This window comes from Streptomyces sp. NPDC127097 (assembly GCF_042724075.1).
Lineage (GTDB): Bacteria > Actinomycetota > Actinomycetes > Streptomycetales > Streptomycetaceae > Streptomyces.
The window spans coordinates 42209-67651 of the sequence record NZ_JBHXFI010000038.1; the positions used below are offsets into that span (position 1 = coordinate 42209).

Consider the following 25443-nt stretch of genomic DNA (forward strand, 5'->3'; position numbering starts at 1 on the left):
GCGCCGCTTCCCGTAGGGGACGCGCCTGTCACCTAAGGGGTGGGCCATCGTCTGAGGGGCGGGCGGCCGCCGCCCCCGTATCCGCCCGTGGGTCTACTCCCGTTCCTCCGGGGGGCGTTCACGCCGTTCGGGCTGTTCGCGCGGCTCGGGCTGCTCGGCCTGGGTGGGGCGTGGCGGACGGTGCTCCCTGCCCCACTCCACCGGTGGTGTCGGCGGCTGCTGATGGCCGGGGCGGGACGGCGGCGGAGGAGGGGGCGGCGGCCGCTGTGGTTGTGGCTGCTGCGGGGGCGGTTGCTGCGGCTGTTGTTGTGCTTGCGTCCACTGTTGCTGTTGCTGTTGCTGCGGAGGCGGTGGCGGGGGCGGGGTGACCGGCAGGGGAGTGGTGGGGGTTTCCTCCCCCTGCCCGTACGGGCCGCCTCCGGGTCCGGCCGGGGGGCCGGCGGCGGGGGTGGGGCCGGTCGGGTACGGCTCCGGATTCCACTCCTCGGCCCCCGGGCGGCCCGCGTCCCACGGTTCGGGCGTCCCCGGGGGATAGGGCGCGTACGGGTCGTAGGGTGCGCGTTCGTCGTAGCGCTCGTCGTGCGGATAGCGGCCGTCGTCGTACGGCCGGTCGTCGTAGTCCGGGCCGTAGGCCCGGCTGGGGCGGCCCCGCATGATCAGGGCGCCGAGCAGCAGCAGCGCGCCGCCGCCCAGGGCGTTGGCGACGCCCACCCCCAGGCCCCGGGCGCCGGCCGTCAGTTCGCTCGCGGCCTGGCCCTGGCGGACCATCCACAGAATCGTGAAGCCCAGCACCACCAGGCCCGCGAGGGCGACCAGTCCCCGGGAGCGCAGGGCGACACCGATCAGGGTCAGCAGGGCGGCGAACGCCATGGGGAGGAGGACGGAACCGAAGAGTGCGGCGCTGTTGCGGGTGACCCCGTTGAAGAGGTCCTCGATCCGCACGTCGCTGCCGTGACGGCCGTCGTACCAGGGACGGAAGGGGCTCCAGACGGCGGCCGCCGCTCCGGCGAGGGCGATCAGCGACCCGAGAACGTTGCGCACCACGGGCTCGCCTCGCTTCGGGTCGTCCGGTCATCCTCCGGGACCGACGCTACGCCTGCGCCCTGGTACTCGCGAGACAAGTACGCCCGCCCGCGTTGCCGGGGCCCGTAAGGGGTGTCACCCGCGCTTGCTAGGGTGCCGTGCACGCGTCAATTGAAGAGTGATGAGCTCAGAGTTTTCACGGGGGATGGGCAGAATGCAGCAGCGCATGCGCACGGGCACGGGCACCTACGGGGGCGCCCGTACGGGTATCAGGGCGGCGGTCGCGGCCGGACTGGCGCTGGCGACGGTGGCCACGGTGAGCGGCTGCGCCTTCGGCCGGCCCCGGGTGAAGGTGCCGGTCTCCTTCCCGAGCCCCACCTACTCCAGCTCGTACGACGCGTCCGCGTCCTCGTCGTACGAGCCCACCTACTCGCCCTCGCCGACCCAGGAGACCTACGACCCGGACGGGCGGTCGGATGTCAGGGGCAGCGGCTGCGACTTCTCCGATTCGCTGCGCCAGTTCACCTACACGGTCTCCATCACCAACCCGTCCATGAACGACTCCTTCTCCTACGACATGGCCGTCAACTGGATGAAGGCGAAGCCGGCCGACGGCAAGGCGTACGGGCTGCATGAGCGCTCGATCACCGTCGGCCCCGGGGACACCGAGACGTACACCGCCAAGTACACCGTCAATCAGTCCTCCATCGGGCAGTTCTGGTTCACCTGCGAGATCACCCGGGCGCACAAGACCCGTATGTGACGCACAAGGCCCGTAGGGGGGTCACCTGACCAAGGGGGCATCGCTCCGTCCGCCGTCTTGCCTCCCGTCCTGTTTGCCGGGCCGGCCGTCGTGCCGCTTCCGGTCGGCGAACAGTCCGGCCTGGCGGTCCGGGGGCAGATTTCCCAGCGCGATCAGCTGCGGGGCGTGCGCCAGGGCCTGCGATCTGGCGGCCTCCTTGGCCGCCCACAGGGCGCGTACGGTGCCCTGGACCGCCCCGGTCGGCTGGGCGGCGAGCACGGCCGCGCGGCGCAGTGCCACCTCGGCCGCGGCGCCGGGGGCGGTCAGTTCGGAGACCAGACCTATCTCGTACGCCCGGGAGGCGCCCAGCCGCTCCGCCGTCCCCATCAGGGCCAGCCGGGCGGCCTCCCCGTAGGGCATCCGCTGGGCCATGAAGACGGATTCGTACGCGCTGACCATCCCGTAGGTGGTGTGCGGGTCGAAGAAGGTGGCGTTCTCGGCGGCGATGAGGAACTCGGCCTCGCCCAGGAGGTAGAACGCGCCGCCGCAGGCCATGCCCTCGACGGCGGCGATGACCGGCTTCCACAGGTCGTTGGCCTTCGGGCCGATATGGAGCAGCGGATCGTCGACGGAGTAGGGGGAGGACGGCTGGGGGACGTCGACGGAGCGGTCGATGCCGGTGCAGAAGGCCCGGCCGCCGGCGCCGGTGAGCACCGCGGCCCGTACGGTGTCGTCGAAGCGCAACTCCCGCCAGATCGCGGTGAGTTCGGTGGCGGTGGCGAGATCGATGGCGTTGTGCCGCGCGGGCCGGTCGAGGGTGATCAGCGCGACCCCGTCCGCGCGCTCGGTGCGGACCGTCATGGCCGCTCCAGGAGCCAGCGGGGTACGGTCACGCCTCCTGGCATGGTGTGGAAGACGGCCTTCACCGGGGCGCCGATGCGCAGCCGGGCCGGGTCGACGGAGTTCAGCGGGGCGTCGGCGGCGGTGACGAGGTTGCCGACGAGGCGGATGCCCGGGGCCTCGGCCAGCTCCACGATGATCGCGTTGTAGCCCGGCTGCTCGGCGTACGCGGGCAGCAGCGGCGGGTGCGGCAGGACGAAGGACCAGATACGGCCGCGGCCGCTCATCCGCCGCCAGCCGGCGGCGAAGGACCGGCAGTGCGGGCAGCAGGGCCGGGGCGGGAAGCGCAGGGTGTCGCAGTCGGCGCAGGTCTGGATGCGCAGTTCGCCCCGGGCGGCGTACTCCCAGAACGGGGCGCCGTCGTCGTCCGGGACGGGAAGCAGCAGGCCGGCGCCGCTGCCGGAGCGATTGTCAGTGGCGGGTGTCACGCTCGGTGTCATGGCATCGCGAACGGACTCACGGACGGGCTCACGAACGGGCTCGGGAACGGACTCCCGTGCGGACTCACTAACGGGCTCACACACGCTTTCCCGCACGGACTCGGGTGCGGCATCACGAGGGCTCAAGGCGTATCAACTCCTCAGCAGCAGGGCCGAGGTGGGCACGCCCTCGCCCGCGGTGACCAGACAGGTGGCGGCGTCGGGGACCTGCGCCGTGCTGGTGCCGCGCAGCTGCTTGACGCCTTCGTTGATCAGGTTGAAACCGTGTACGTACGCCTCGGAGAGGCCGCCGCCGCCGGTGTTGAGCGGGAGCCGGCCGCCGGTCTCCAGCGCGCCGCCCTCAGTGAAGGCCGCGCCCTCACCGCGTCCGCAGAAGCCGTAGCCCTCCAGCGAGAGGGGGATCAGGGGGGTGAAGGCGTCATAGATCTGTGCCACGTCGACGTCCTGCGGTCCGAGGTCGGCGCCCTTCCACAGGTGCCGGGCGGCCGTCCAGGCCGGGCCGGTGAGCGGGTCGTCGGTCCAGTAGTTGACCATGCCGTGGTGCTGGGCGGGCAGTCCCTGGGCCGCGGAGTGCACGTAAACGGGCCGCTGCCGGCAGTCGCGGGCGCGCTCGGCGGAGACCACGACGCAGGCCAGCGCGCCGTCGGTCTCCAGGCAGTTGTCGAACAGGCAGAGCGGCTCGCTGATCCAGCGGGCGGTCATATACATCTCGCGGGTCAGCGGCCGTTCGTACATGATCGCGGCCGGGTTCTGGTTGGCCCGGTTGCGGCAGGCGAGCGCGACATTGAAGAGGTGGTCGCGGGTGGCGCCGTATTCGTGCATATAGCGGCGGGCCAGCATGCCGATCTCGTCGGCGGGGCGCAGCAGTCCGAAGGGGCGGGTCCACTGTCCCGGGGTGGGCAGCTGCACCTGGGTGTTCTTCCAGGGGCGCGGTCCCGAGCCGCGTTTACGGGACCGCCAGGCGACGCCCACGCTCGCCTGGCCGGTGGCGATGGCGGCGGCCAGATGCGCCACCGTCGCGCAGGAACCCCCGCCGCCGAAGCCGACCTTGGAGAAGTGCGTGAGGTCCCCGGCGCCGATGGCCTTGGCTATCTCGACCTCGTCGGTCTCCTCCATGGTGTACGAGGCGAAGGCGTCCACCTCCGAGGGGGCGATCCCGGCGTCGTCCAGCGCCGCGAGGATCGCCCGGCAGGCCAGGGTCTTCTCGGATTCCGGGAGTTGCCGGGCGAACGGGGTCTGTCCGATACCGGCTATCGCCGTAGCGTCCTTGAGGGTCGGCCCCATCGCCACCTCCGTGGTCGGTCGCCAGTGCTGACAGCGGAGGAGGCTACCGCTAATCTGACGGTCAGTCAGCTAGTGGCGTACAGCTCTTCGGCGGGAGGCAGTGCGATGCACGACGACGTGGATGCGCGGGCGGACCTGGAGTACGGCGTCATCCCCCGTCTGGTGCGCGCGGCCGCCCGGCGGTACGGCTCCCGGGAAGCCGTGGTCGAGGGCCGCACCCGGGTCTCGTACGCCGAGCTGGGCGAGCGGGTGGAGCGGGCGGCGGCGGCCTGTATCGCCTCGGGGGTCGCGCCCGGCGACCGGGTGGCCGTATGGGCGCCCAACACCCTCGACTGGATCGTCTCCGCCCTCGGGGCCGTCACCGCCGGCGCCGTCCTCGTCCCCGTCAACACCCGCTTCAAGGGCACCGAGGCCGCCTACGTCCTGCGCCGCACCCGCGCCCGGCTCCTCTTCATCACCGGCACCTTCCTCGGCACGTCCTACCTCGCCGCACTCCGCCGCGCCGCCCGGGAAGGCACCGGCGCCGGCCCGCTGCCCGGCCTCCCGCGGCTGGAGAAGGTCGTGGTGCTCTCCGACGACGCCCCCGCCGACTTCGCCACCTGGCAGGAGTTCCTCGCCGACGGCGCCGCGGTGTCCGCGGAGACCGTCCGCCGCCGGGCCGACGCCCTGCGCTCCGACGCCCCCTCGGACATCGTCTTCACCTCCGGCACCACCGGCCGCCCCAAGGGCGCCGTGATCACCCATGCCCAGACCCTGCGCGCCTACGACATGTGGAGCGAACTGGCCGGCCTCCGGGAGGGCGACCGCTACCTGATCATCAACCCGTTCTTCCACACCTTCGGCTACAAGGCCGGGATCATCGCCTGTCTGCTGCGCGGGGCGACGATGATCCCGCAGCCGGTCTTCAGCGTGGAGACCGCGCTCGCCAAGATCGCCGCCGAACGGATCTCCGTCCTCCCCGGCCCGCCCACCCTCCATCAGCAGCTCCTCGACCACCCCGACCGCGGCCGGCACGACCTCTCCGCGCTGCGCCTGGTGGTCACCGGCGCCGCCGTGGTCCCCCTGGAGCTGGTCGAGCGGCTGCGCGGCGAGCTGAAGATCTCCACCGTCCTGACCGCGTACGGCCTTTCGGAGAGCTCCGGCGTCGTCACGATGTGCCGCCGCGGCGATCCGCCCGAGGTGATCGCCGCGACCTCCGGCCGGGCCCTCCCCGGCACCGAGGTCCGGATCGTCGACGCCGCGGACCGCCCGGTGCCGCCCGGCGAGCCCGGCGAGGTGCTGGTCCGCGGCTACCACGTGATGTCCGGCTACTTCGAGGACCCGGCCGGCACGGCCCGTGCGATCACCCCGGACGGCTGGCTGCGCACCGGCGACGTGGGTGTGCTCGACGCGGACGGCAACCTCCGGATCACCGACCGCATCAAGGACATGTTCATCGTCGGCGGCTTCAACGCCTATCCGGCCGAGATAGAGCAACTCCTCGGCCGCCACCCGGACATCGCCGAGGTCGCCGTCGTCGGCATCCCCGATTCCCGGCTCGGCGAGGTGGGCCGGGCCTATGCGGTCCGCCGCGCCGGCTCCCTGCTCACCGCCGACGATCTGATCGCCTGGTCCCGCCGCGAGATGGCCAACTACAAGGTCCCGCGGGAGGTCACCTTCGTCACCGCCCTCCCGCGCAACGCCAGCGGCAAGATCCTCAAGACCCGGCTGCGGGAGGGCGCCCCGGGGCCCGCGCCCGCCGGGTGACCGGGCCGCCCGCCGGCCGTCCGGGCCCCCGGCTACGACGCCGGCGGCGTCCAGTCGGGCCGGCGGCCGCTGAGCGCCACCACCTGGTCGAGGAGCGGGGCATCCGCCGCCACCGCTACCGGCGTGCCGAACGGCCCGCGGTCCCCGCCCGCGGCCGAGGGCGCCAGCAGCGCATACGAGACCCCGAGGCTTGCCGCGTCGGGCGCGTACTCCTGACCAGTGGCACGCGCCAGGTCCCAGCCGTGCAGCACCAGCTCGTTGAGCGCGATCCGCCCCGCGATGGCCGCGGGCAGGGTCACTCCGCCGGCCTGGGTCTCGCCCTCCCAGGCTTCCGGGGCGTGCCAGGCTTCCGTCATCCCGCGCAGATTCCGGTCCAGCTCGGTGCGCCAGCCGGACTCCACATCGGGCACCGACGCACCGGGGGCGGTGTTCGTCATCACCCCGAGGTTCTTGCGCGCCGCCTCCCGGAAGGCCGCGGTCAGGCCGACGAGGTGCCCCAGCAGATGGCGCACCGCGTAGTCCTCGCAGGGCGTGGGGGCTTCGAGCTGCTCATCGGCGGTCCGGGCCGCGAGCTGCGACACCAGCCGGGCCTGCGTCGCGAAGTCGATCGTCTCGGTCATCGTCCGGGTCCTTCCGTCCTGCCGGTGCGTGCTGCCGGGCCGCCACCGGTGCGGCCCGCCCCCACGCGCTGCCACTCCCAGTGAAGACTCCACCGGCCCCCGGAACTCATCGCCACACCGCGGCCCGGCCCCGCTTGGGGGCTGTCTGGCGGAGCGGGGACGGGCCGGTGTCGTGGGTGATGACGGCGTCTTGACGCCCGCTGACCAGACCGGGCGCCGGACAGACGCCGCCACCGACTTCGGTGTCGCTTCCGGGCCGGTGCCTCAGCCGTCGGCCAGGGTGCGGCCGAGGAGGGGGAGCAGGCGGTCCCAGTGCAGCCGCAGGGCGGCGGGGTCGAAGGCGTCGGTGTCGGCCATGGTGAAGCCGTGGACGGTGCCCGGGTAGATCTCGGACGTGTGGTCGACACCCGCGGCGTCCAGGGCCTGGTTGAGCTCGCCGAGGGCCTCGGGCGTCAGGTCGGATGCGGCGTGGCCGAGGTGGACCTGGGCGGTGATCCGGGAGAGGCTGTCCGGCCCGTCGGCGCCCACGGGGCCGTGGAACGCGGCGACGGCGGCCACCTGGCCGGGGTGGGCCGCGGCGGTGCGCATCGCCAGGAGGCCGCCGATGCAGTAGCCGGTCACCGCGACCGGGCCGGCGCCGACCTCGGGCCGGGTGGTGAGGAACCTGAGGTAGGCGTCGGCGTCGCGCAGGGCACGTTCGGCGGTGTGCGCCTCGATCAAGGGCATCAGCTGGGCGAAGACCGCGGGCCGGGCCTCTTCTCCGATGTACTCGGGAAGTTCGATCACCGGTGCCGGGCCGTGCCGGTAGAAGAAGTTGGGGACGAGTACGTAGTACCCGTGCCCGGCCAGTTCACGGGCCATCTCCGTCAGCACGGGCCGGATGCCGAAGCCGTCCGCGTACATCAGCACCCCTGGGTGCCGCTCGCCGTCGTCGGGAAAGGCGGCGAAGGCATCGGCCTGGCCGTCCGTGGTGGGAATCTGCAACATCTCTGCGGGAATAGCGGAACACCCTTCCTTGGAGTTCACCGAAAACGTTTATTCCACTAACGGTTTCGGTGGGGCCGAACGTACATCGTTAGTCGGACTAACGCAATGAGTAGGATGGGCGCCATGACCGGAGCCGAAGCCGCGGACCTGCCCGACGACGGCGCGCGCCAGACGCCCGCCAGGCTGCGCCGGCAGGCGAGCCGGCTGTTGTCGCAGCTGACCGCGCGGTCGGACCGGCTGATCAATGCGGGGCTGGCCCGGGCCGACGCCCGCAAGTGGCACTACGCCGTGCTCGCCTCGCTCCAGGAGTACGGGCCGGGCAGCCAGGCGACGCTGAGCCGGCGCACCGGCATCTACCGCAGCGACCTGGTCGGCGTGCTCAACGAACTGGCCGAGCGTGACCTCGTCGAGCGGGTGCCGGACCCCGAGGACCGGCGCCGCAACATCATCACGATCTCCGCCCGGGGCCGCCGTCGCCTGCCCCGCCTCGACAAGGTCCTGGACGACCTCCACGACGAACTGCTCGCACCGCTGAGTCCGGCCGAACGCGACCAGCTCGTGCACCTGCTGACCCGCTTGCTGGACCACCACACCCGGACCACCTGACCCCGCGCAGCGGCAGCCACATCCCCATCAACGCCGCCCGAGGCGCTGTCTCCCGGGTGCCGTCCGTGTCTGCCGCATCCGGGCCATGCCCCTACTCAGTGCACCGCCCCGGCTCCGTATACCGCCCCGACTTCGTATACCGCTCCCGCAGCACCGTCTTGAGCACCTTGTTCAGCGGCCCGCCGCGCGGCATTTCACCGACGGTCTCCAGTTGCTCCGGCAGTTTCTGTGTCATCATCCCGGCCGCCCGCAGATGCGCGGTCAGCCCGTCCAGGGTCAGCGGCGGTGCGGCCGGATCGGCGGGCGTGACCACCGCGCACACCCGCTCGCCGCGCTCCCGGTCCGGCAGCCCGATCACCGCGGCCTCGGCCACCGCCGGATGGGTGCGCACCAGCTCCTCGATCTCCTGCGCGGAGAGGTTCTCGCCCTTGCGGATGATGATGTCCTTGAGCCGCCCGGTCAGCACCAGATGCCCGTCGGGGCGCAGATACCCCAGGTCGCCGGTGCGGAACGAGCCGTCGGCGGTGAACGCCTCGGCGGTCAGCGCCGGATCGGTGTAGCGCCGGAACAGCATCGGGCCCCCGACCGTCACCTCACCGCTCTCCCCGGCCCCGGCCGCGGACCCGTCCGGCCGGACGATCCGCACCCGCGCGCCCGCCACCGGCCTGCCGACCGTCCGCGCGAGCTGCTCGTCGCTGTCGTACGGCGTGCCCATCGCGATCATCGGACACTCGGTCATTCCGTACCCGTGCACGATCGCGCACGCCAGCTCCCGCCCGGCCGCCGCATACAGCTCCGGTGGCATCGGCGCCCCGCCGCCGGACAGCAGCCGCAGCGACGGAATCAGCCGCCCCGCCTGCGGCAACTGCTGCCGGTAGCGGCGCGACTCGTCCAGGAACGCCTGGTAGAACGCGGTGCTGCCGCCCGCCATGGTGACCCCGTGCCGCCGGTAGACGGCGGCCGCCCGCCGCGGCTCGAAGGTGTCCAGGATGACCGCGGGAAATCCGCTGACCAGCATGGCGATGACATAGTCCGGACCGGCGATATGCGCGTACGGAAAGGCGATCGAGCCGATGTCGTCCGCGGTCATGCCGAGCGCGGTGGCCAGCCCGACGCCACCGGCGATGAGCGACGCATCGGTGTGCTCCACCCCTTTGGGGGCGGAGGTGGTGCCGGAGGTGTAGTAGATCCAGGTGGTGGCCCCGTCCCCACCGGACGGCGCGGCAGGCAGCCCGGCCGGGTCCGCCGTGGGCAGCCCGTCCCCGACCGGCAGCACCCGCACCCCGTCCCCGGCGAGCTTCCGGACCATCGCGGTGTGATCGAACCCCCGCCACACGCCGGGTACGAGCACGAACTCCGCCGCCGACTCCGCCAGGATGAAGCCGACTTCCCGCTCCCGGTGCAGCGGAATCACGGGCGTCTGCACGGCCCCCAGCCTGGCCAGCGCCAACGACACGATCACCGTCTCGATCCGCGTCGGCAACTGCCACGCCACCCGCGTCCCGGCCCCGACCCCGCTCTCCCGCAACCCGGCCGCCACCCGCAGTGCCTCGTCCCGCACCCCGTCAAAGGTGACGCTCCCCCCGCCCCCGTCGAAGAACATCGGCACCCCGCACGAGACCCGCGCGCGGTACTCGACCAGTTCCCAGAGCGTCCGTATGCGGGCGGGCTCGAACATGGGGCGCCTCCTGGCTGCTGGCGGGGCAGATGAGTGCCGCGGCACTGTAGCACCGGATCTGACGAAACGTCAGATGTAGGTCAGGAGAGAAACTCGGCGGTGCCGGGTGATCCGTCACGCACCGGCCCATGGGGCGGAAAAAAGAACAACGGGGCCCGAGCGTCAGCCCGGCCCCCGTTCTGTGTCACGCCTCGCATCGAATGCCGGCGGCCAGGGCGCTGTGCGATATGCCGCGTGCGCGCCGTGGTGCGATCAGGGCATGTGGTTGTCCATCGGCGACAGCGGGGCGGGGTGGTTCAGCGATATCGCCGGGGAGTGGACGGCCTGCGCCGCGAGGGAGTGCGGCGGGCTGGGTATGTGGTTGTCGGCCGTTGCAGGGAGCGCGGCGACGCCCAGTGCGGCCAGCGCGATACCGGCGACGATAAAGACCTTCTTTGTGTGGGTCATTCCAACTCCTCGGAGAAGGGGGAAGGTTGACGTTCCCGAAACACGCTAGCGGTAATTGCGGGCAGATGTTCGATCATCATGGAAATGCGAGAGATATCGCCAGTTCTGCTGCGGAAGGCAAAAACGCCGCAGGGGCCGGTTTTCGATGGCATCCCCTCCGCGCCATCGAAACCGGCCCCTGCGATCCCCCGAATACCCCCCCCGTTGGTTTGACGGGCCTTCACTCGGAGTCGTAGTGAACGGGCGTCAGTCCTTCTGCGAAACGCCGTTCCCCGGAGTGGGCTGGTGATTGTCGTCAGCCAGGGGCGTGGCGATCGGCTGGTGGTTGTCCATGGGCTTGAGGATGTCCCGGTCCTCGGACTTCTTCACCTGGGTGGCGACCCCGGCCCCGCTGATGGGCTGGTGGTTGTCCATGGGCTTGAGGACGTCCCGGTCTTCGGACTTCTTCACCTGCGTGCTGACGCCGGCTCCGCTGATGGGCTGGTGGTTGTCCATGGGCCGGATGATGTCCCGCTCACCTGGGACAGCGGCCTTGTTGTCGGCGTTCACTTGGATCAACTCCTGTGTGGGCGCTTACTGCTTGGTCACCCGGCCGGCGACTCCCCCGTGGGTCGCCGGACGGGCGTAGCATGGCCGCTCACGATAACTCTGCGGCCTGGGCACCGAGCCGCTTGCCCCCCGAGGCGGCGGATCGATGTTGATAAGAGTGGCCCGCCGCGATGAACGATCGATAAACGTCGGAGTCCACCGCCGGATGAACGCGCTTATGCGACCACGGTGGGCGAGAGAAGTGCCTGCACAGCGGTGCCGTCAGAGGAACCCAGGCGCTCGAACGTCGCCAGCGCCTCCTGCCAGCACACCCTTGCACGGCCGGTCTGCCCGAGGGCGTGCAGAGCCCGCCCCAGGGTGGTCAGGACCGTGGCGCGCCAGGAATCGCCGCCGATGCCGCGCAGCGCGGTCAGCGCCTGTTCGGCGTGGTTGGCGGCGGTGGCGGGACGGCGGGCGGCGAGCTCGACCTCGGCGAGCCGGAAGTTGGTCATCCCTTCCCAGAAGCGCTGCCGGCTGTCCTTGAAGATGGCCAGCGCGGCGGTCAGCTGCTCGGTCGCCTCTTCCAGCCGCATGGCCTGGGTGTACGCGAGAGCGAGGGCGTACATACCGTTGGCGAGCCGGCGTTTGGCGCCCAGCCGGCGGTATATCGACAGCCCTTCCTCCGCCAGGTCAATGGCGCTGTCCACCCGCCCGGTGTCCAGATAGACGCGGGAAAGGTTGCACAGCGCGCTGGCCTCGGCCTGCCGGTTCCCGTCGTCGCGGAAAGCGGTCAGGGCCTGCCGGAGATAGCCCTCCGCGTCGGCGTGCCGGTGCTGCGCGTTGGCGATGATCCCGCGGTCGTTGGGTGCGAACGAGCAGACGTAGGGATCCTCGCAGGCAAGTCCGAGCAGCATGGCGGACTTGGCGTTCTCATCGGCCTCGTCCAGGCGTCCCGACAACGTCCGGACATAGGTGAGCGCGAGGTGGAAACGCGCTTCCGCGTGCTGGTCCCCGGCCTCCCGGGCGGCCGTCAGCAGCGCGGCATTGACCTGCTCGTACTGGAGCGCGTCGGCACCGGACTCGGCCAGGTCCTTCGTGAGCTGCAACAGATCGGCGGCCCGGCGCAGGGTGTCCGGGCTGCTGGACTGCCGGGCACAGGCGAGCAGGCAGCCGGCCTCGTTGAACAGCCATTCCAGGGCCGCCGCCCGGTCGGCGAAGACGAGGCCGGGGTAGTTGGTGCTCTCCATGTGGTCGATCAGACGGTCACCCGGACGTTCGAGCGCGTACATCCGGGCGGCGGTCGCCAGATAGAAGTCCAGCAGCCGGGAGACCGCCATGTCCCGCTCGGACGGCGGGTGTTCATCGCGTTCGGCGCACGCACGCGCGTAGAGCCGTACCAGGTCGTGATAGCGGTAGCGGCCCGGTGCGGCGGACTCCAGGAGCGAGGTGTCCACGAGGGATTCGAGGAGTTCCTCGGTGTCCTCGGCGTCCATGTCGAGTACGGCGGCGGCCGCGGCCAGCGAGATGTCCGGGCCGTCCGCCAGCCCCAGCAGCCGGAAGGCACGGGCCTGCGCGGGCTCCAGCTGCTTGTAGCCCAGCTCGAAGGTGGCCTTCACGGCGAGGTCGCCGGCCCGGAGTTCGTCCAGCCGGCGGCGCTCGTCGCCGAGCTTGCGGGCCAGGATGGACACCGTCCACGTACGGCGGGCGGCCAGCCGGGAGGCGGCGATACGGATCGCCAGCGGGAGGAAGCCGCAGGCCCCGACGACCGCCATGGCGGCCTGCCGTTCCGAGGTGACCCGCTCCTCGCCGACGATGCGGGTGAAGAGCGCGAGGGCTTCCTCCGGGCTCATCACGTCCAGGTCGATGAGATGGGCACCGGCCAGGTCGATCATGCGGGCGCGGCTGGTGATCAGGGCGGCGCAGCCCTCCGTGCCGGGCAGCAGTGGCCGGACCTGGGAGGCGTCCCGGGCGTTGTCCAGGAGGGCCAGCACCCGGCGGCCTGCCAGGACGGAGCGGAAGAGCGCCGAACGCTCCTCCAGGCCGTCGGGGATGGAGGCGTCGGGTGTGCCCAGGGCGCGCAGGAAGGCGCCGAGGACGGCGACCGGTTCGGAGGGGTTGTGGCCGGCGCCCTGGAGGTCGACGTAGAGCTGTCCGTCGGGGAAGTGGTCGCGGGCGGCGTGGGCCACATGGACGGCGAGGGTGGTCTTGCCGACGCCGCCGATGCCGGTCAGGGCCGAGACGGCCATCACGCTGCCCTCGGCGGTGGCGAGTTGGTCGCCGAGCTCGGTGACGAAGGCGGCGCGGCCGGTGAAGTCGGCGACCGTGGCCGGGAGCTGCTGGGGACGCACCACCGCGGGGCCGGCCGGGTCCTTGTCGAAGCTGACGGCGGGTGCGTCCAGATCCGGGTCCGCCTGAAGAATCCGCTGCTGGAGGTCGGAGAGCGAGGCGCGGGGGTCGACCCCCAGCTCGTCCGAGAGCAGCCGGCGGGTGTCGGTGTACACCGCGAGCGCCTCGGCCTGCCGTCCGCTGCGGTACAGCGCGAGCATGAGGAGCTCGCGCAGCCGCTCGCGCAGTGGGTGCGCGGCGGTCAGCGCGGTCAGCTCGGACACCGCCTCGGCATGGCAGCCGAGTTCCAGTTCGAGTTCGAAGCGGGTCTCCATCAGGGAGAGCCGCCACTCGTCGAGGCGGGTGCGCTGGGTGTCGGCGTACGGGCCCGCGAGGCCGGCCAGCGGTTCGCCGTCCCACAACGCCAGTGCCTTGTCGAGGAGTTCACGGGCGCGGCTGCGGTCACCGGCCGCCCGGGCCTTCTCCGCCTCGGCGGCGTACTGCTCGGCGTGATCGTGGTCGAGGTCCAGCGGGCGGCCGTCCACCGGGCGGATCGCATAGCCGCCGGACTCGCTGACGAGGGCGTCGGCGTCCTCGCCCAGGGCCTTGCGGAGCCGGGAGGCGTAGGTGCGCAGCGCGGCGAGTGCGGCATGCGGCGGCTCGTCGCCCCAGAGGGCGTCGACGAGTTCGGGCGCAGTGGCGGTGCGCCCGCCGCGCAGCAAGAGCGCGGCGAGCAGCGCCCGCTGCTGCGGGGAGCCCGCTGCCAGCGGTGTCGCGCCGCGCCAAGCCCGTACGGGACCGAGCACGGTGAAGCGGAGCCGCTCCCGCCCCGGACCGTCGTCCATGGTGCCCCCCTGCCGTGTGTGGCATCTGTTCGCGCTGTGCGCACTGCCTCGCTGTGTGCAACGGCCAGTCTGCCTTGTCGCGGCTGCTTACGTCAGTAGGGGTCCGGACCGTCCACAAAGCCTCCTCGGACGATCGGTGCCGGATGCGGGGCGGCGCAGGGCAGGGGCGCGGAGGTGAAGCTTCCGTGCGCCCCCTGGCATCCGGTCCGTCTTCCCGCACTAGCTGACGCATCGTCAGATCGGCGCTACGGTATCCGCCATGGAGACCTTCCCGAAGATCATCTCGGTGGACGACCACACGGTGGAGCCCCCCAACGTCTGGCGGGACCGGCTCCCGTCGAAGTACCAGGACACCGGCCCGCGCATAGTCCGGGCGCCGGTGAAGGAAATGAGCTTCGTGGGCGGAAAATTCGCTCCAAAGATGGGTGCCGTCGGTGACGACGGGCCCATGGCCGACTGGTGGGTCTATGAAGACCTGCACCGTCCGCTGACCCGCCTCGACACGGCCGTCGGCTATGCGCGCGACGACATCAAACTCGAAGGCATCACCTACGAACAGATGCGGCCGGGCTCCTTCAGCGTGCCGGACCGATTGGCCGACATGGATGTCAATCATGTCCAGTCGGCGCTCTGTTTCCCGACCTTCCCCCGTTTCTGTGGCCAGACGTTCACCGAGGCCAAGGACCGCGAACTGGGGCTGCTGGGGGTGCGTGCCTACAACGACTGGATGGTGGAGGAGTGGTGCGGCCCCCAGGCGCGGGGGCGGCTGATCCCGCTCGGGCTCATCCCCCTGTGGGACGCCGGGCTGGCCGCCGCGGAGGTACGGCGCAACGCGGCCCGCGGCGTCCGGGCCGTCTGCTTCAGCGAAATCCCGCCCCACCTCGGGCTGCCCAGCATCCACACCGACTACTGGGACCCGTTCCTGCGCGCCTGCGACGAGACCGGCACGGTCATCGCCATGCACATCGGCTCGTCCAGCAAGATGCCCTCGACCTCCGCGGACGCGCCGCCGGCCGTCGGCTCGACGATCACCTTCGCCAACTGCTGCTTCTCGATGGTCGACTGGCTGATGAGCGGAAAGTTCGAGCGCTTCCCGGACCTGAAGATCATGTACGCCGAGGGGCAGATCGGCTGGATCCCGTACGTCCTGGAGCGCGCGGATGTGGTCTGGGAGGAGAACCGCGGCTGGGGCGGCGTCGCCGACAAGGTCCGCCGCCCGCCGTCCGAACTCTTCACCGAGCACATCTACGGCTGCTTCTTCGACGACGCCTTCGGCCTGAAGAACCTGGACGCGATCGGCGTGGGGAACGTGCTGTACGAGACGGACTACCCGCACTCGGACTCGACCTGGCCGAAGTCGAGGGAGGTCGGCGAGTCCCAGATGGGGCATCTGGCGCCGGACGTGGTGGAGCGGATCGTCCGGGGGAACGCGATCTCGCTGCTGGGGCTGACGGCGGAGGGGCTCTGGGCGGGCGCGTGAGCGCGGACGAGGGCTGATGCCGGGGCCGCCCCCATCGGCCCGCACCCCTTGCCTGGTGCCGCGCCAGGCGCCACGATGTCCCGCGCAAGCTATGTGACGGTACGTCAGATATAGCTGGAGGGGCGGTGGACGGCGTGCGTGACGAGGTGTGGCGGCCGGAGGACGGGCGGCTGGTGTACGGCATGCAATTGCCGGTGCAGTCGCAGAGCACGCTCTTCGCGGAGAGCTGGGAGGCGGCCGCGGGGCCCGGTGATCTGGTCGAGATCGCGCGGGTGGCGGACCGCTGCGGGTTCGCGTACCTCGCCTGCTGTGAGCATCTCGCGATTCCGCGGCGGCTGGCCGAGGCGATGAGCACCGTCTGGTACGACCCGGTGGCCACGCTGGCGCATCTGGCCGCCGTGACGGAGCGGGTCCGGCTGCTGAGTCATGTGGCGGTGGCCGGGCTCCGGCATCCGCTGATCACGGCCAAGCAGTACGCGACGCTGGACCGGCTCTCCGGCGGGCGGCTGATCCTCGGGGTGGGCGCCGGGCACGTGGCGGAGGAGTTCGCGGTGCTCGGGGTGGACTTCGGGGGGCGCGGGGCGGTGCTGGACGAGACCATCGATGCCCTGAAGGTGGCGCTGGGGCCGGAGGAGTTCCCCAAGTTCGCGGGCGAGCGGTTCGCGTTCGAGGGGCTGGGGCAGGCGCCGCGGCCGGTGCAGGCGCCGCGCCCGCCGATCTGGGTGGGCGGCTCCTCGCCCGCCGCCGTCCGCCGGGCCGCCGAGCGCGGCGACGGCTGGCTCCCGCAGGGCGACCGGCGCGACCAGCTGCCCGGCCAGATCACCAGGCTGCGGCGGCTTCGGGAGGCGGCCGGAATCGGGGAGCCGGTGGTGATCGGCACCATCGCCGAGCCGCTGTACGTCGGCGAGCCGGGGTGGGCGGTCGGCCGGCGGACGCTGTCCGGGGCGGCGGAGCGGATCGCCGACTCGCTGCGGGAGTACCGCGCGATGGGTGTGCAGCAGATCCAGGTGCGGTTCCGCAGCCGGAGCCGCGGTGAACTGACCGATCAGATGGTGGCGTTCGGGTCGGAGGTCGCGCCGCTGCTGAACGGCTGACGGCCCGGACGGGCGCAAGAGCAACTCATCAGCCAAGGAGTGCGGGTATGGGCAAGCTCGACGGGCGGGTCGTCATCATCACGGGTGCGGCGCGCGGGCAGGGGGAGCAGGAGGCGCGGCTGTTCGTCGCGGAGGGCGCGAAGGTCGTGCTCGGCGATGTGCTGGACGCGCAGGGCGAGGCGCTCGCCAGGGAACTGGGGGAGGGGGCCGCGCGCTACGTCCCGCTGGATGTGACGCGGGAGGCGGACTGGCAGGCCGCGGTCGTCGCCGCCAAGGACACCTTCGGGAAGATCGACGGGCTGGTCAACAACGCGGGGATCCTGCGCTTCAACGAGCTGGTGTCGACGCCGCTGGACGAGTTCCAGCAGGTGGTGCAGGTCAACCAGGTCGGCTGCTTCCTCGGGATCCGTACGGTGGCGCCGGAGATCGAGGCGGCCGGCGGCGGCACGATCGTCAACACCGCGTCGTACACGGCGCTGACCGGGATGGCCTTCGTCGGCGCGTATGCCGCGACCAAGCATGCCGTCCTCGGGCTGACCCGGGTCGCCGCGGTGGAGCTGGCGGCCAGGAAGATCCGGGTCAACGCGGTGTGCCCGGGGGCGGTGGACACCCCGATGGCCAACCCGGCCGCGCTCGATCCGGCCGTCGATCCGGCCGAGTCGAAGCGGGCGGTGGACGAGCTCTACCAGAAGCTGGTGCCGCTGGGGCGGATCGGGCAGCCGGAGGAGGTCGCCAAGCTGGCGCTCTTCCTGTCGTGCGAGGACTCGTCGTACATCACCGGGCAGCCGTTCGTGGTCGACGGCGGGTGGCTGGCGGGGGTCAGCATTATCTGACGGCACGTCAGGCAAGTGCGGTGACGGCTCTTGACGCTCTCCGGGTGCGGTGGAACAGTCGGCACATCGAATCTGACGGTACGTCAGATATAGCCATCAGGGACGGTGAACCTCCTTGGAATTCGGGCTCTTTGTACAGGGATACGTGGGCAAGCGGGCCGAGACCGACCCGCTCGCGGAGCACAAGGCGCTGATGGAGGAGACCGAGTACGTCATCCAGGCGGACAAGTCCGGCTTCAAGTACGCCTGGGCGTCCGAGCACCACTTCCTGGAGGAGTACTCACACCTCTCCGCCAATGACGTCTTCCTCGGCTACCTGGCCCACGCGACCGAGCGGATCCATCTGGGGTCCGGGATCTTCAACCCCCTCGCCCAGGTCAACCACCCGGTGAAGGTCGCCGAGAAGGTCGCCATGCTCGACCATCTCAGCGAGGGACGCTTCGAATTCGGCAGCGGGCGGGGCGCCGGCAGCCACGAGATCCTGGGGTTCCTGCCGGGCATCACCGATATGAACCACACCAAGGAGATCTGGGAAGAGACCATCGCCGAGTTCCCGAAGATGTGGCTCCAGGAGGAGTACCCCGGGTTCCAGGGCAAACACTGGCAGCTGCCGCCGCGCAAGATCTTCCCCAAGCCGTTCGGGGCCGCGCACCCGGCGATGTGGTACGCGGCCGGCTCGCCGACCTCGTACGCCATGGCGGCGAAGAAGGGTCTGGGCGTCCTCGGCTTCAGCGTGCAGAAGGTCTCCGACATGGAGTGGGTGCTGGAGCAGTACAAGACGGCGATCCGGGACGCCGAGCCGATCGGTGACTTCGTCAACGACAACGTGATGGTCACCTCGACGGCGATATGCGCCGAGACGCACGACAAGGCCGTGGAGATCGCGGTCAACGGGGGACTCAACTACCTCCAGTCGCTGGTCTTCCGCTACCACGACACCTTCCCGCGGCCCGAGGGCATCCCCGAGTGGCCCGAGCTGCTGCCCGACTACACCACCGAGATCATCGAGCTGCTGATCGCCGAGGAGCTGATGATCTGCGGCGACCCGGACGAGGTGCTCGGGCAGTGCAAGCGCTGGGAGCAGGCCGGCGCCGATCAGCTGAGCTTCGGGCTGCCGATCGGGATCTCGTACGAGGACACCATGAACACGGTCAAGCTCATCGGCGAGCACGTGATCCCGAAGATCGACACCGATCCGGTGCACCGCACGACCCGGTTCCGGCAGGCCACGGGCAGCTGAATCCGCCGAGGGGAAGGGGGCGCAACCCATGCTCGACCACCTGATCAAGGGCGCGACCGTTGTGGACGGGACGGGCACGCCCTCGTACACCGCCGATGTCGGCCTCCGCGAAGGCCGGATCGCCGTCATCGGGCCACCCGGCACCGTCACCGAGGAGGCGCGGAGCAGCGAGGACGCCACCGGGCTCGTTCTCGCCCCCGGCTTCGTCGATCCGCACACCCACTACGACGCCCAGCTCTTCTGGGACCCGTACGCGACGCCCTCGCTCAACCACGGGGTGACGACCGTGGCGGGCGGCAACTGCGGTTTCACGCTCGCCCCGCTGAACCCGGAGCGGCCCGCCGACGCCGACTACACCCGCCGGATGATGGCCAAGGTCGAGGGCATGTCCCTGGTGGCGCTCGAAGAGGGGGCGCCCTGGTCGTGGAGCTCGTTCGGCGAGTACCTCGATGCCCTGGAGGGACGGATCGCCGTCAACGCGGGCTTCATGGTGGGGCATTGCGCACTGCGCCGCCACGTCATGGGGGAGGACGCCATCGGCGGGCAGCCGACGCCCGCGCAGCTGGAGCGGATGCTGGCGCTCTTCCACGAGGCGATGGCGGCCGGGGCGTGGGGCTTCTCCACCACCCAGTCCGCCACCCACTCCGACGGGGACGGGCAGCCGGTCGCCTCCCGGCACGCCGCGCCGGCGGAGCTGCTCGCGCTGTCGCGGGCCGTCGCCGAGCACGAGGGCACCCAGATCGAGGCGATCGTGGCCGGCTGCCTCGATCAGTTCAGCGACGCCGAGATCGCGCTGCTCGTCGAGATGAGCGCGGCCGCCGGGCGCCCGCTGAACTGGAATGTGCTGACCATCGACGCGGCCGTGCCCGAACGGGTGCCGCGACAACTGGTCGCCAGCGAACGGGCCCGGGAGGCCGGCGGCCGGATCGTGGCCCTGACGATGCCGATCCTCACCCCCATGAACATGTCCCTGGGCACCTTCTGTGCCCTGAACCTGATCCCCGGATGGGGCGACATCCTGGGCCTGCCGGTCCCCGAACGGATCGCGAAGCTCCGCGACCCCGCGGTCCGGGCCGAGATGCTGCGGCGCGCGGCCAGTAAGGAGGCGGGCGTCTTCCGGCGGCTCACCCACTTCGGCCGCTATGTCATCGGGGACACCTACTCCGCGGCGAACGAGGGCCTGACCGGCCGCGTGGTGAAGGACATCGCGGCCGAGCGCGGTCAGGAGCCCTTCGCGTGCCTGGTCGAGATCTGTGCCCACGACGAGCTGCGGACCGTGCTGTGGCCGATGCCCACCGACAACGACCCGGACTCCTGGGCACTGCGCGCCGAAACCTGGCAGCACGAGGACGTCATGCTCGGCGGGTCGGACGCGGGCGCGCACCTGGACCGGATGTGCGGCGCCCCGTACACCACGCGCTTCCTCGGCGACTGTCTGCGGGGCCGGAAGCTGATGGGTCTGGAGCAGGCCGTGAAGATGCTCACCGACGACCCGGCCCAGCTCTTCGGGCTGCGGGAGCGGGGCCGCATCGAGGAGGGCTGGCACGCCGACCTCGTCCTCTTCGACCCGGCACGGATCGACGCGGGCAAGGCCACCCTCGTCCACGATCTGCCCGGCGACAGCCCCCGGCTGGATTCCCGGGCGATCGGCATCAACGCGGTGTGGGTCAACGGCGTCGAGACGATCCGCGAGGACGTGGTGACCGGCGCGGTCCCGGGGACGGTACTGCGGTCGGGCCGGGACACGAGGACGGTGAGCACGAAGTGAGCTCCGCGGGACGGCTGTTCATCGGCGGGGAGTGGGCCGAGCCCGACGGCGGCCACTACGAGGTCATCGACCCGGCGACGGAGGAGGTCGTCGGGCGCGCGCCCGAGGCGAGCCGGGAGCAGGTGTACGCGGCGGCATCCGCGGCGGCCGCGGCCTTCCCCGCCTGGTCCCGTACGCCGCCGCAGCGCCGTGCCGCGATCCTCGACCGGGCCGCGGAGGTGATCCAGCGCGACTTCGCGGCGCACGCCGAGGTGGCGCAGGCGGAGAGCGGCGCGACGACCGGCACGGCGCGCGGTATGCAGGTCGCGGTGGGGGCGGCGCGCTTCCGGCGGTATGCGAAGGGGGCCCTGGAGCCCGTGGAGCAGGCGCTGCCGCCGCAGATCAACGAGGCCGGGCCGATGGGGAAGGCGGGCGTGCTCGGCGCCCTGGCGGTACGGCAGCCGGTCGGCGTCGTCAGCTGCATCACCTCGTACAACAACCCGTGGGCCAACCCGGCGGGCAAGATCGCCCCGGCGCTGGCGATGGGCAACACCGTCCTGGTGAAGCCCGCCCCGCAGGACCCGCTGTCGGTCTACCGGATGGCCGCGGCGCTGGCGGAGGCCGGGGCGCCGCCGGGCGTCGTGAACGTCGTCAGCGGAGCCTCCCCGGCGGTCGGCGCGGCGGCCGTGGACGCGCCGGACGTGGACATGGTGAGCTTCACCGGCTCGACGGCCGTCGGGCAGCGCATCGCCGAGGTGTGCGGCCGCGGGATGAAGCGCCAGCTCATGGAGCTGGGCGGCAAGGGCGCCGCGGTGGTCTTCGACGACGCGGACCTGGACTCGGCGGTGGCCGGCATCGGCACGACGTACTCCTTCTACAGCGGGCAGATCTGTACGGCGCCGACGCGGGTGCTCGCCCAGCGGGGCGTGTACGAGGCGCTGGTGGAGCGGCTGACGCGGTACCTCGGGCGGCTGACGGTCGGTGATCCGCGCGCGCCGGGCACGGTGGTCGGTCCGGTGATCTCGGCCGCGCACCGCGACCGGATCGAGGCGTATGTGGAGCTGGGCCGGAAGGAGGGTGCCCGGGTCGTGGCGGGCGGCGAACGGCCGTCCGTGCCGGCGCGCGGCTTCTACGTCGCGCCGACGCTGCTGGCCGACTGCACCCCGGACATGCGGGTCGTACGGGAGGAGATCTTCGGTCCGGTCGTCGTCGTCCTGCCCTTCGACGAGGAGGACGAGGGGATCGCCCTCGCCAACGACAGCGACTACGGGCTGATCGACTACGTGTGGTCCGGCGATATCGCCCGCGCCTTCCGGGTGGCCCGGCAGCTGCGGGCCGGCGGGGTCGGGGTGAACACGGTCGGCCGGAACATGGAGGCGCCGTTCGGCGGCTTCAAGAAGAGCGGGGTGGGGCGCGACGTGGGCTCGTACGCGCTGCATGCGTACAGCGAGCTTCAGGCGATCGTCTGGCCGGGGTGAGGGAGCGGGGGCTCCCCGGGGCAGGCGACGGTGGCGGCCGGTGTCGCCACCGGGCTCTTCTACGCCGTGATGAGCTTCCTCAGCGAGAACGTCCTGATCGACACCATCTATGCGCTCGGCCTCATGATCTGCTTCTACTACGCGATCACCGCCTTCGCCTGCCCCTGGTTCTTCCGTCGTGAGCTGCGGAACTCGGCCCGCGAGCTGCTGTTCAAGGGGGTCTTCCCGGTCCTGGGCGGCGTCCTGCTCGCGGCGGTCTTCGGCAAGACCCTGGTCGGCATGTGGAACCCCGTCTACGGCTCGGGCAGTTCGGTCCTCGGAATCGGCTCGGTCTTCGTCGTCGGGGTCGGTCTGCTCCTTCTCGGTGTCGTGATCATGCTGGTGATGCAACGCCGCAGCCCGGCCTTCTTCCGCGGCCAGGTGCTGACCCGGGCCACGCCGGCGTTGGTGGTGGAGGAGTAGGGGGGCAAGGGGAGAAGGGGAGAAGGGGGGAAGTGCGGGTCCGGGCGCGCGTGATCGTCTGCCGGGGCGCGCGTCACCTGCTCCCGGCCCGCATCGTTCGTCGTGCGCCGGCCAGGCTCAGCCCCGATGGCCCAGGAAGACCGGGTTGGTCATCGCCGCCATGGGGCCCGGCAGGCCCGGTGTCGTCGGGGGGTGGCGGACCTCCGCGCGTATGTAGGCGGCGTAATCCGGGGTGGTCCGCCAGCTGACGGTGCCGTCGCCGGAGGGCGGCAGCGTGGTGGAGTACAGCCGCCCCTGGTCGGTGACGAAGGAGACCGTGCAGTCGGGGGTGCCGGAGACCGTCAGCCGGGCGGTGACCGTCGCCGTACGGGAGACCGCCAGCCGCTCGCCGATCCCGGCGTGTTCGCCCCGCTCACCGGCGACGGAGAACGCCAGGTCGACCTTTGACGACTCGGCGATCCAGACCTGGCCGGCCCGGATGCCGTCCTGAACGGCCCGGCGCGAGAGATCGTCGGCGAGCACCACGGTCTGCGGCAGGCCGACGACATCGGGGTCGCGATGGGCGTCGCTGTGGCCGACGGCCGGCAGCCAGTCCGCGCGGCCCTGGACGTGGGCGACCAGGGTGTTGTCCCACTCGGCGAGGGTGACCTCGTCATCGGGGGTGTACGGCCCGTTCCAGACCTCCACCGCATCGGCCTCGTTGAGCCCGAACTTCCAGTTGCAGCCGATGCAGGTGGCGTGCGGATGCGCCGGGATGACCAGGCCGCCGGCCCGCCGGATGGCGCGTGCGTACTTCCCGAAGGCGTTGTCGCGGGCCCGGTAGCGCCAGTCGATGAAGACCTCGGGGTCGGTGCCCATGGCGACCACGTGCCCATTGCGGGTGGTGACTTCCTCGCCGGTCAGGATCAGCAGGTCGTCGCCCCACAGACCGTCCCAGGCACGGTGCGCGGAGGTGGTGTTGTGCTCGGAGGTGTTGATGAAGTCCAGCCCGGCGGCGCGGGCCAGCGCGGCGATCTCGGCGGGGGTGCGTTTGCCGTCGGAGTGGACGGAGTGCAGATGGCCGTCGCCGCGGTACCAGGCGCGGCCCCGGCCCCGGGCGCGCTCGGGCGGATGGACGGGCGCCGGGGTGTGCCCCTGGGGGCCGTACTTCAGGGTGACCGTGACGTCGTAGGACAGGCCCTGCGGTGCGACCGTGTACGGGCCGAGGACGATGTGCCAGGTGCCGGGGTTGACGCGGCCCGGGAGATAGCCGGGGGTGGCCTCGTCGGCGCGCAGGAAGAACTCCGCACGTGCCCCGCCCGACCAGCCGCGGAAGCCGGCGCCGCCGAGGCCGGTGCCCCGTTCGTCGAAGATGCCGATGTCGCAGGCGTTGCCGGCCGTGCCCTCCGGGACGGTGGGTCTGTCATAGCGGTAGGCCACGGCGATTTCGCGCACCCCGTCCGGCACTTCGACCGGCAGATACACGAAGTCGGGTGCGCCCGTGGGCAGATGGTCGGTGACCCGCCGGGTCTGCTCGCCCGGCCCGCCTTTGGACCGCCCGTCCGCGGGCACCGCGTCGGCGAAGCTCACACGTCCGAGCGTAAGCGCGCCCGTCGCGCCCGCAACCGCCGAGAGTTTCAGAATGCCGCGTCGTTCCATCCCCGCCCCCGCGCCATGTCGTGTCGGATGAGTACCGCGTCGCGGCCGGCTCGTCGCACCGCGTGAAAACTGTTGTACGCGGGTGTGACACCGAGGGAAAGGGCTGTGGATAACCGTCGGGCGGTGAGGCAACATGCGGTCACGCACACGCCCGACGCGGAGGTGTCCCAGCATGCGGATCGCGACCATGATCTTCCTGACCGACGAGACGATCCGGCCGGACCGGCTGGGCCGAGAGCTGGAACAGCGCGGCTTCGCCGGCCTCTATCTCCCGGAACACACCCATATCCCGGCCAGCCGCGACACCCCCGCCCCCATGGGCGAGCCGCTGCCCCGCGAGTACGGCCGCACCCTCGACCCGTTCATCGCGCTCGGCCAGGCCGCCGCTGTCACCGAGCGGCTCGCCCTCGGCACCGGCATCACCCTGGTCGCCCAACACGACCCGGTCGACCTCGCCAAGCAGATCGCGACCCTCGACTTCCTCTCCGGCGGCCGCTTCACCCTGGGCATCGGCTACGGCTGGAACGTCGAAGAGGCCGCCGACCACGGGGTCGAGTGGTCGACCCGGCGGGAGCTGACCCGTGACCGGGTGGCGCTGATGCGCGCCCTGTGGGCCGCGGAACCGACCGCGTACAAGGGGGCCTTCGGGTCCGTACGGGCGTCCTTCGCGCACCCCAAGCCGGCACACGGCGCGCCGCGCATCCTGCTCGGCGGCGGGGCCGGGCCCAAGCTCTTCGGGCAGATCGCCGCGTACGCGGACGGGTGGCTGCCGATCGGCGGGCGGGGGCTGACCGAGACCCTCCCGGTACTACGGCAGGCGTGGTCGGACGCCGGGCGCACGGGTGAACCGGTGGTGGTCCCGTACGCGGTCCACCCGTCACCCGGGAAGCTGGCGCACTACCGCGAGCTGGGACTGCACGAGGTGGTGCTGCAACTGCCGCCCGCCGGAGAGGCGGAGGTACTGCGGACGCTCGACGACTTCGCGCAGTTCCTGTGACGTAGGGCAGCGTGCCGTACCGGATGTGTGACGACGGCGGCCGGGTGCCCAAGGGCCTGGTGGAGGGCGACCGGGCCGGACACGCCCTAGGACCATCGGTGTAAGGCCCCCGCCCCCGGGATCGGTACCGGAGGCCGATTCGCGCCCGCCCCGTCCAGTCGTAGCGTCGAAGGTGAGGACCCGTTGAACCACCCGCATTCAACGGTCCAAGGAGAACGGTCCACGGTCCTGGAAGAGCCACGGTCCGGACGATCCCGCAGGTCAGGGGACCACGCCGCTCACGGGACCAGAGAGATCAAGGAG

At 71.6% G+C, this 25443-nt stretch carries 21 protein-coding genes and 1 pseudogene; 11 read left to right on the top strand and 11 right to left on the bottom strand.

Features of this window, described 5'->3' with window-relative positions; genetic code table 11:
- Positions 1–93: 93 nt before the first annotated feature.
- The gene (locus ACFWJW_RS25610) at positions 94–1044 is read right to left on the bottom strand and encodes a hypothetical protein (RefSeq protein WP_387245787.1); all 951 of its coding nucleotides are present in this window, start codon (positions 1042–1044) and stop codon (positions 94–96) included.
- Between the two features lie 205 nt (positions 1045–1249).
- On the opposite strand from ACFWJW_RS25610, the gene ACFWJW_RS25615 reads away from it, so the two are divergent.
- Positions 1250–1786, top strand: a complete 537-nt coding sequence (locus ACFWJW_RS25615; protein WP_387245789.1) for a hypothetical protein — start codon at positions 1250–1252, stop codon at positions 1784–1786.
- A gap of 21 nt (positions 1787–1807) precedes the next feature.
- Here the strand turns inward: ACFWJW_RS25615 and ACFWJW_RS25620 are convergent, their stop codons facing one another.
- The 3 genes from ACFWJW_RS25620 to ACFWJW_RS25630 all read right to left on the bottom strand — a co-directional run bounded on the left by ACFWJW_RS25620 (position 1808) and on the right by ACFWJW_RS25630 (position 4389).
- Positions 1808–2626 carry an enoyl-CoA hydratase/isomerase family protein gene (locus tag ACFWJW_RS25620; RefSeq protein ID WP_387245791.1) on the bottom strand — a complete coding sequence of 273 codons (819 nt, stop codon included), beginning with the start codon at positions 2624–2626 and terminating at the stop codon, positions 1808–1810.
- Complete coding sequence (locus ACFWJW_RS25625; protein ID WP_387245793.1) at positions 2623–3105, bottom strand: Zn-ribbon domain-containing OB-fold protein; 483 nt, start codon at positions 3103–3105, stop codon at positions 2623–2625. Before ACFWJW_RS25625 ends, ACFWJW_RS25620 begins: the two co-directional genes overlap by 4 nt.
- A 132-nt stretch (positions 3106–3237) precedes the next feature.
- Positions 3238–4389: a lipid-transfer protein gene (locus tag ACFWJW_RS25630; RefSeq protein ID WP_387245795.1), complete on the bottom strand. Its 1152-nt coding sequence runs from the start codon at positions 4387–4389 to the stop codon at positions 3238–3240.
- Positions 4390–4494: 105 nt separating this feature from the next.
- Between ACFWJW_RS25630 and ACFWJW_RS25635 the strand changes: the two genes are divergently transcribed.
- Positions 4495–6135, top strand: coding sequence for a FadD3 family acyl-CoA ligase (locus ACFWJW_RS25635; RefSeq protein WP_387245797.1), 1641 nt, complete (start codon positions 4495–4497; stop codon positions 6133–6135).
- Positions 6136–6167: 32 nt separating this feature from the next.
- On the opposite strand, the gene ACFWJW_RS25640 is transcribed toward ACFWJW_RS25635, so the two are convergent.
- A complete protein-coding gene (locus tag ACFWJW_RS25640) occupies positions 6168–6755 on the bottom strand; it encodes a TIGR03086 family metal-binding protein (RefSeq protein ID WP_387245799.1) in 588 nt (195 codons plus the stop codon).
- Positions 6756–7019: 264 nt separating this feature from the next.
- Positions 7020–7742: a dienelactone hydrolase family protein gene (locus ACFWJW_RS25645; protein WP_387245801.1), complete on the bottom strand. Its 723-nt coding sequence runs from the start codon at positions 7740–7742 to the stop codon at positions 7020–7022.
- Between the two features lie 123 nt (positions 7743–7865).
- On the opposite strand from ACFWJW_RS25645, the gene ACFWJW_RS25650 reads away from it, so the two are divergent.
- Positions 7866–8348: a MarR family winged helix-turn-helix transcriptional regulator gene (locus tag ACFWJW_RS25650; RefSeq protein WP_387245803.1), complete on the top strand. Its 483-nt coding sequence runs from the start codon at positions 7866–7868 to the stop codon at positions 8346–8348.
- Between the two features lie 91 nt (positions 8349–8439).
- Here ACFWJW_RS25650 and ACFWJW_RS25655 read toward each other — a convergent pair whose 3' ends face one another.
- The 4 genes from ACFWJW_RS25655 to ACFWJW_RS25670 form a co-directional block, all read right to left on the bottom strand.
- Positions 8440–10026, bottom strand: coding sequence for a class I adenylate-forming enzyme family protein (locus ACFWJW_RS25655; protein WP_387245805.1), 1587 nt, complete (start codon positions 10024–10026; stop codon positions 8440–8442).
- Between the two features lie 252 nt (positions 10027–10278).
- Positions 10279–10473: a hypothetical protein gene (locus ACFWJW_RS25660; protein ID WP_387245807.1), complete on the bottom strand. Its 195-nt coding sequence runs from the start codon at positions 10471–10473 to the stop codon at positions 10279–10281.
- Positions 10474–10719: 246 nt separating this feature from the next.
- Positions 10720–11022, bottom strand: coding sequence for a hypothetical protein (locus ACFWJW_RS25665; RefSeq protein ID WP_387245809.1), 303 nt, complete (start codon positions 11020–11022; stop codon positions 10720–10722).
- 215 nt (positions 11023–11237) lie between these two features.
- Positions 11238–14171 carry a BTAD domain-containing putative transcriptional regulator gene (locus tag ACFWJW_RS25670; protein WP_387245811.1) on the bottom strand — a complete coding sequence of 978 codons (2934 nt, stop codon included), beginning with the start codon at positions 14169–14171 and terminating at the stop codon, positions 11238–11240.
- Positions 14172–14430: 259 nt separating this feature from the next.
- On the opposite strand from ACFWJW_RS25670, the gene ACFWJW_RS25675 reads away from it, so the two are divergent.
- The 7 genes and pseudogenes from ACFWJW_RS25675 to ACFWJW_RS25705 all read left to right on the top strand — a co-directional run.
- Positions 14431–15651: an amidohydrolase family protein gene (locus ACFWJW_RS25675; protein WP_387245813.1), complete on the top strand. Its 1221-nt coding sequence runs from the start codon at positions 14431–14433 to the stop codon at positions 15649–15651.
- A 182-nt stretch (positions 15652–15833) separates the two neighbouring features.
- Entirely contained in the window at positions 15834–16745 is a 912-nt protein-coding gene (locus tag ACFWJW_RS25680) for an LLM class F420-dependent oxidoreductase (RefSeq protein WP_387245841.1), read from the top strand.
- A 47-nt stretch (positions 16746–16792) separates the two neighbouring features.
- Positions 16793–17578: an SDR family NAD(P)-dependent oxidoreductase gene (locus ACFWJW_RS25685; protein ID WP_387245815.1), complete on the top strand. Its 786-nt coding sequence runs from the start codon at positions 16793–16795 to the stop codon at positions 17576–17578.
- A gap of 115 nt (positions 17579–17693) precedes the next feature.
- Complete coding sequence (locus ACFWJW_RS25690) at positions 17694–18818, top strand: LLM class flavin-dependent oxidoreductase (protein WP_387245817.1); 1125 nt, start codon at positions 17694–17696, stop codon at positions 18816–18818.
- A gap of 28 nt (positions 18819–18846) precedes the next feature.
- On the top strand, positions 18847–20586 hold the full coding sequence (locus ACFWJW_RS25695) for an amidohydrolase family protein (protein WP_387245819.1): 1740 nt from the start codon (positions 18847–18849) through the stop codon (positions 20584–20586).
- Positions 20583–22043, top strand: coding sequence for an aldehyde dehydrogenase family protein (locus ACFWJW_RS25700; protein ID WP_387245821.1), 1461 nt, complete (start codon positions 20583–20585; stop codon positions 22041–22043). Before ACFWJW_RS25695 ends, ACFWJW_RS25700 begins: the two co-directional genes overlap by 4 nt.
- 12 nt (positions 22044–22055) lie before the next feature.
- Positions 22056–22505, top strand: a pseudogene (locus ACFWJW_RS25705) (amino acid transporter); the annotation flags it as partial.
- Positions 22506–22622: 117 nt separating this feature from the next.
- Here ACFWJW_RS25705 and ACFWJW_RS25710 read toward each other — a convergent pair.
- Entirely contained in the window at positions 22623–24143 is a 1521-nt protein-coding gene (locus ACFWJW_RS25710) for a CehA/McbA family metallohydrolase (protein WP_387245823.1), read from the bottom strand.
- A gap of 172 nt (positions 24144–24315) precedes the next feature.
- Between ACFWJW_RS25710 and ACFWJW_RS25715 the strand changes: the two genes are divergently transcribed.
- A complete protein-coding gene (locus ACFWJW_RS25715) occupies positions 24316–25140 on the top strand; it encodes a TIGR03619 family F420-dependent LLM class oxidoreductase (RefSeq protein ID WP_387245825.1) in 825 nt (274 codons plus the stop codon).
- Positions 25141–25443 lie beyond the last annotated feature (303 nt).

What these genes read in the sequence shown, in the direction of transcription:
- ACFWJW_RS25615 (WP_387245789.1), top strand. Translation starts at nt 1,250, where the DNA reads ATGCGCACGGGCACGGGCACCTACGGGGGCGCCCGTACGGGTATCAGG.
- ACFWJW_RS25620 (WP_387245791.1), bottom strand. Translation starts at nt 2,626, where the DNA reads ATGACGGTCCGCACCGAGCGCGCGGACGGGGTCGCGCTGATCACCCTC.
- ACFWJW_RS25625 (WP_387245793.1), bottom strand. Translation starts at nt 3,105, where the DNA reads ATGACACCGAGCGTGACACCCGCCACTGACAATCGCTCCGGCAGCGGC.
- ACFWJW_RS25630 (WP_387245795.1), bottom strand. Translation starts at nt 4,389, where the DNA reads ATGGGGCCGACCCTCAAGGACGCTACGGCGATAGCCGGTATCGGACAG.
- ACFWJW_RS25635 (WP_387245797.1), top strand. Translation starts at nt 4,495, where the DNA reads ATGCACGACGACGTGGATGCGCGGGCGGACCTGGAGTACGGCGTCATC.
- ACFWJW_RS25640 (WP_387245799.1), bottom strand. Translation starts at nt 6,755, where the DNA reads ATGACCGAGACGATCGACTTCGCGACGCAGGCCCGGCTGGTGTCGCAG.
- ACFWJW_RS25645 (WP_387245801.1), bottom strand. Translation starts at nt 7,742, where the DNA reads ATGTTGCAGATTCCCACCACGGACGGCCAGGCCGATGCCTTCGCCGCC.
- ACFWJW_RS25650 (WP_387245803.1), top strand. Translation starts at nt 7,866, where the DNA reads ATGACCGGAGCCGAAGCCGCGGACCTGCCCGACGACGGCGCGCGCCAG.
- ACFWJW_RS25655 (WP_387245805.1), bottom strand. Translation starts at nt 10,026, where the DNA reads ATGTTCGAGCCCGCCCGCATACGGACGCTCTGGGAACTGGTCGAGTAC.
- ACFWJW_RS25660 (WP_387245807.1), bottom strand. Translation starts at nt 10,473, where the DNA reads ATGACCCACACAAAGAAGGTCTTTATCGTCGCCGGTATCGCGCTGGCC.
- ACFWJW_RS25670 (WP_387245811.1), bottom strand. Translation starts at nt 14,171, where the DNA reads ATGGACGACGGTCCGGGGCGGGAGCGGCTCCGCTTCACCGTGCTCGGT.
- ACFWJW_RS25675 (WP_387245813.1), top strand. Translation starts at nt 14,431, where the DNA reads ATGGAGACCTTCCCGAAGATCATCTCGGTGGACGACCACACGGTGGAG.
- ACFWJW_RS25680 (WP_387245841.1), top strand. Translation starts at nt 15,834, where the DNA reads ATGCAATTGCCGGTGCAGTCGCAGAGCACGCTCTTCGCGGAGAGCTGG.
- ACFWJW_RS25685 (WP_387245815.1), top strand. Translation starts at nt 16,793, where the DNA reads ATGGGCAAGCTCGACGGGCGGGTCGTCATCATCACGGGTGCGGCGCGC.
- ACFWJW_RS25695 (WP_387245819.1), top strand. Translation starts at nt 18,847, where the DNA reads ATGCTCGACCACCTGATCAAGGGCGCGACCGTTGTGGACGGGACGGGC.
- ACFWJW_RS25710 (WP_387245823.1), bottom strand. Translation starts at nt 24,143, where the DNA reads ATGGAACGACGCGGCATTCTGAAACTCTCGGCGGTTGCGGGCGCGACG.
- ACFWJW_RS25715 (WP_387245825.1), top strand. Translation starts at nt 24,316, where the DNA reads ATGCGGATCGCGACCATGATCTTCCTGACCGACGAGACGATCCGGCCG.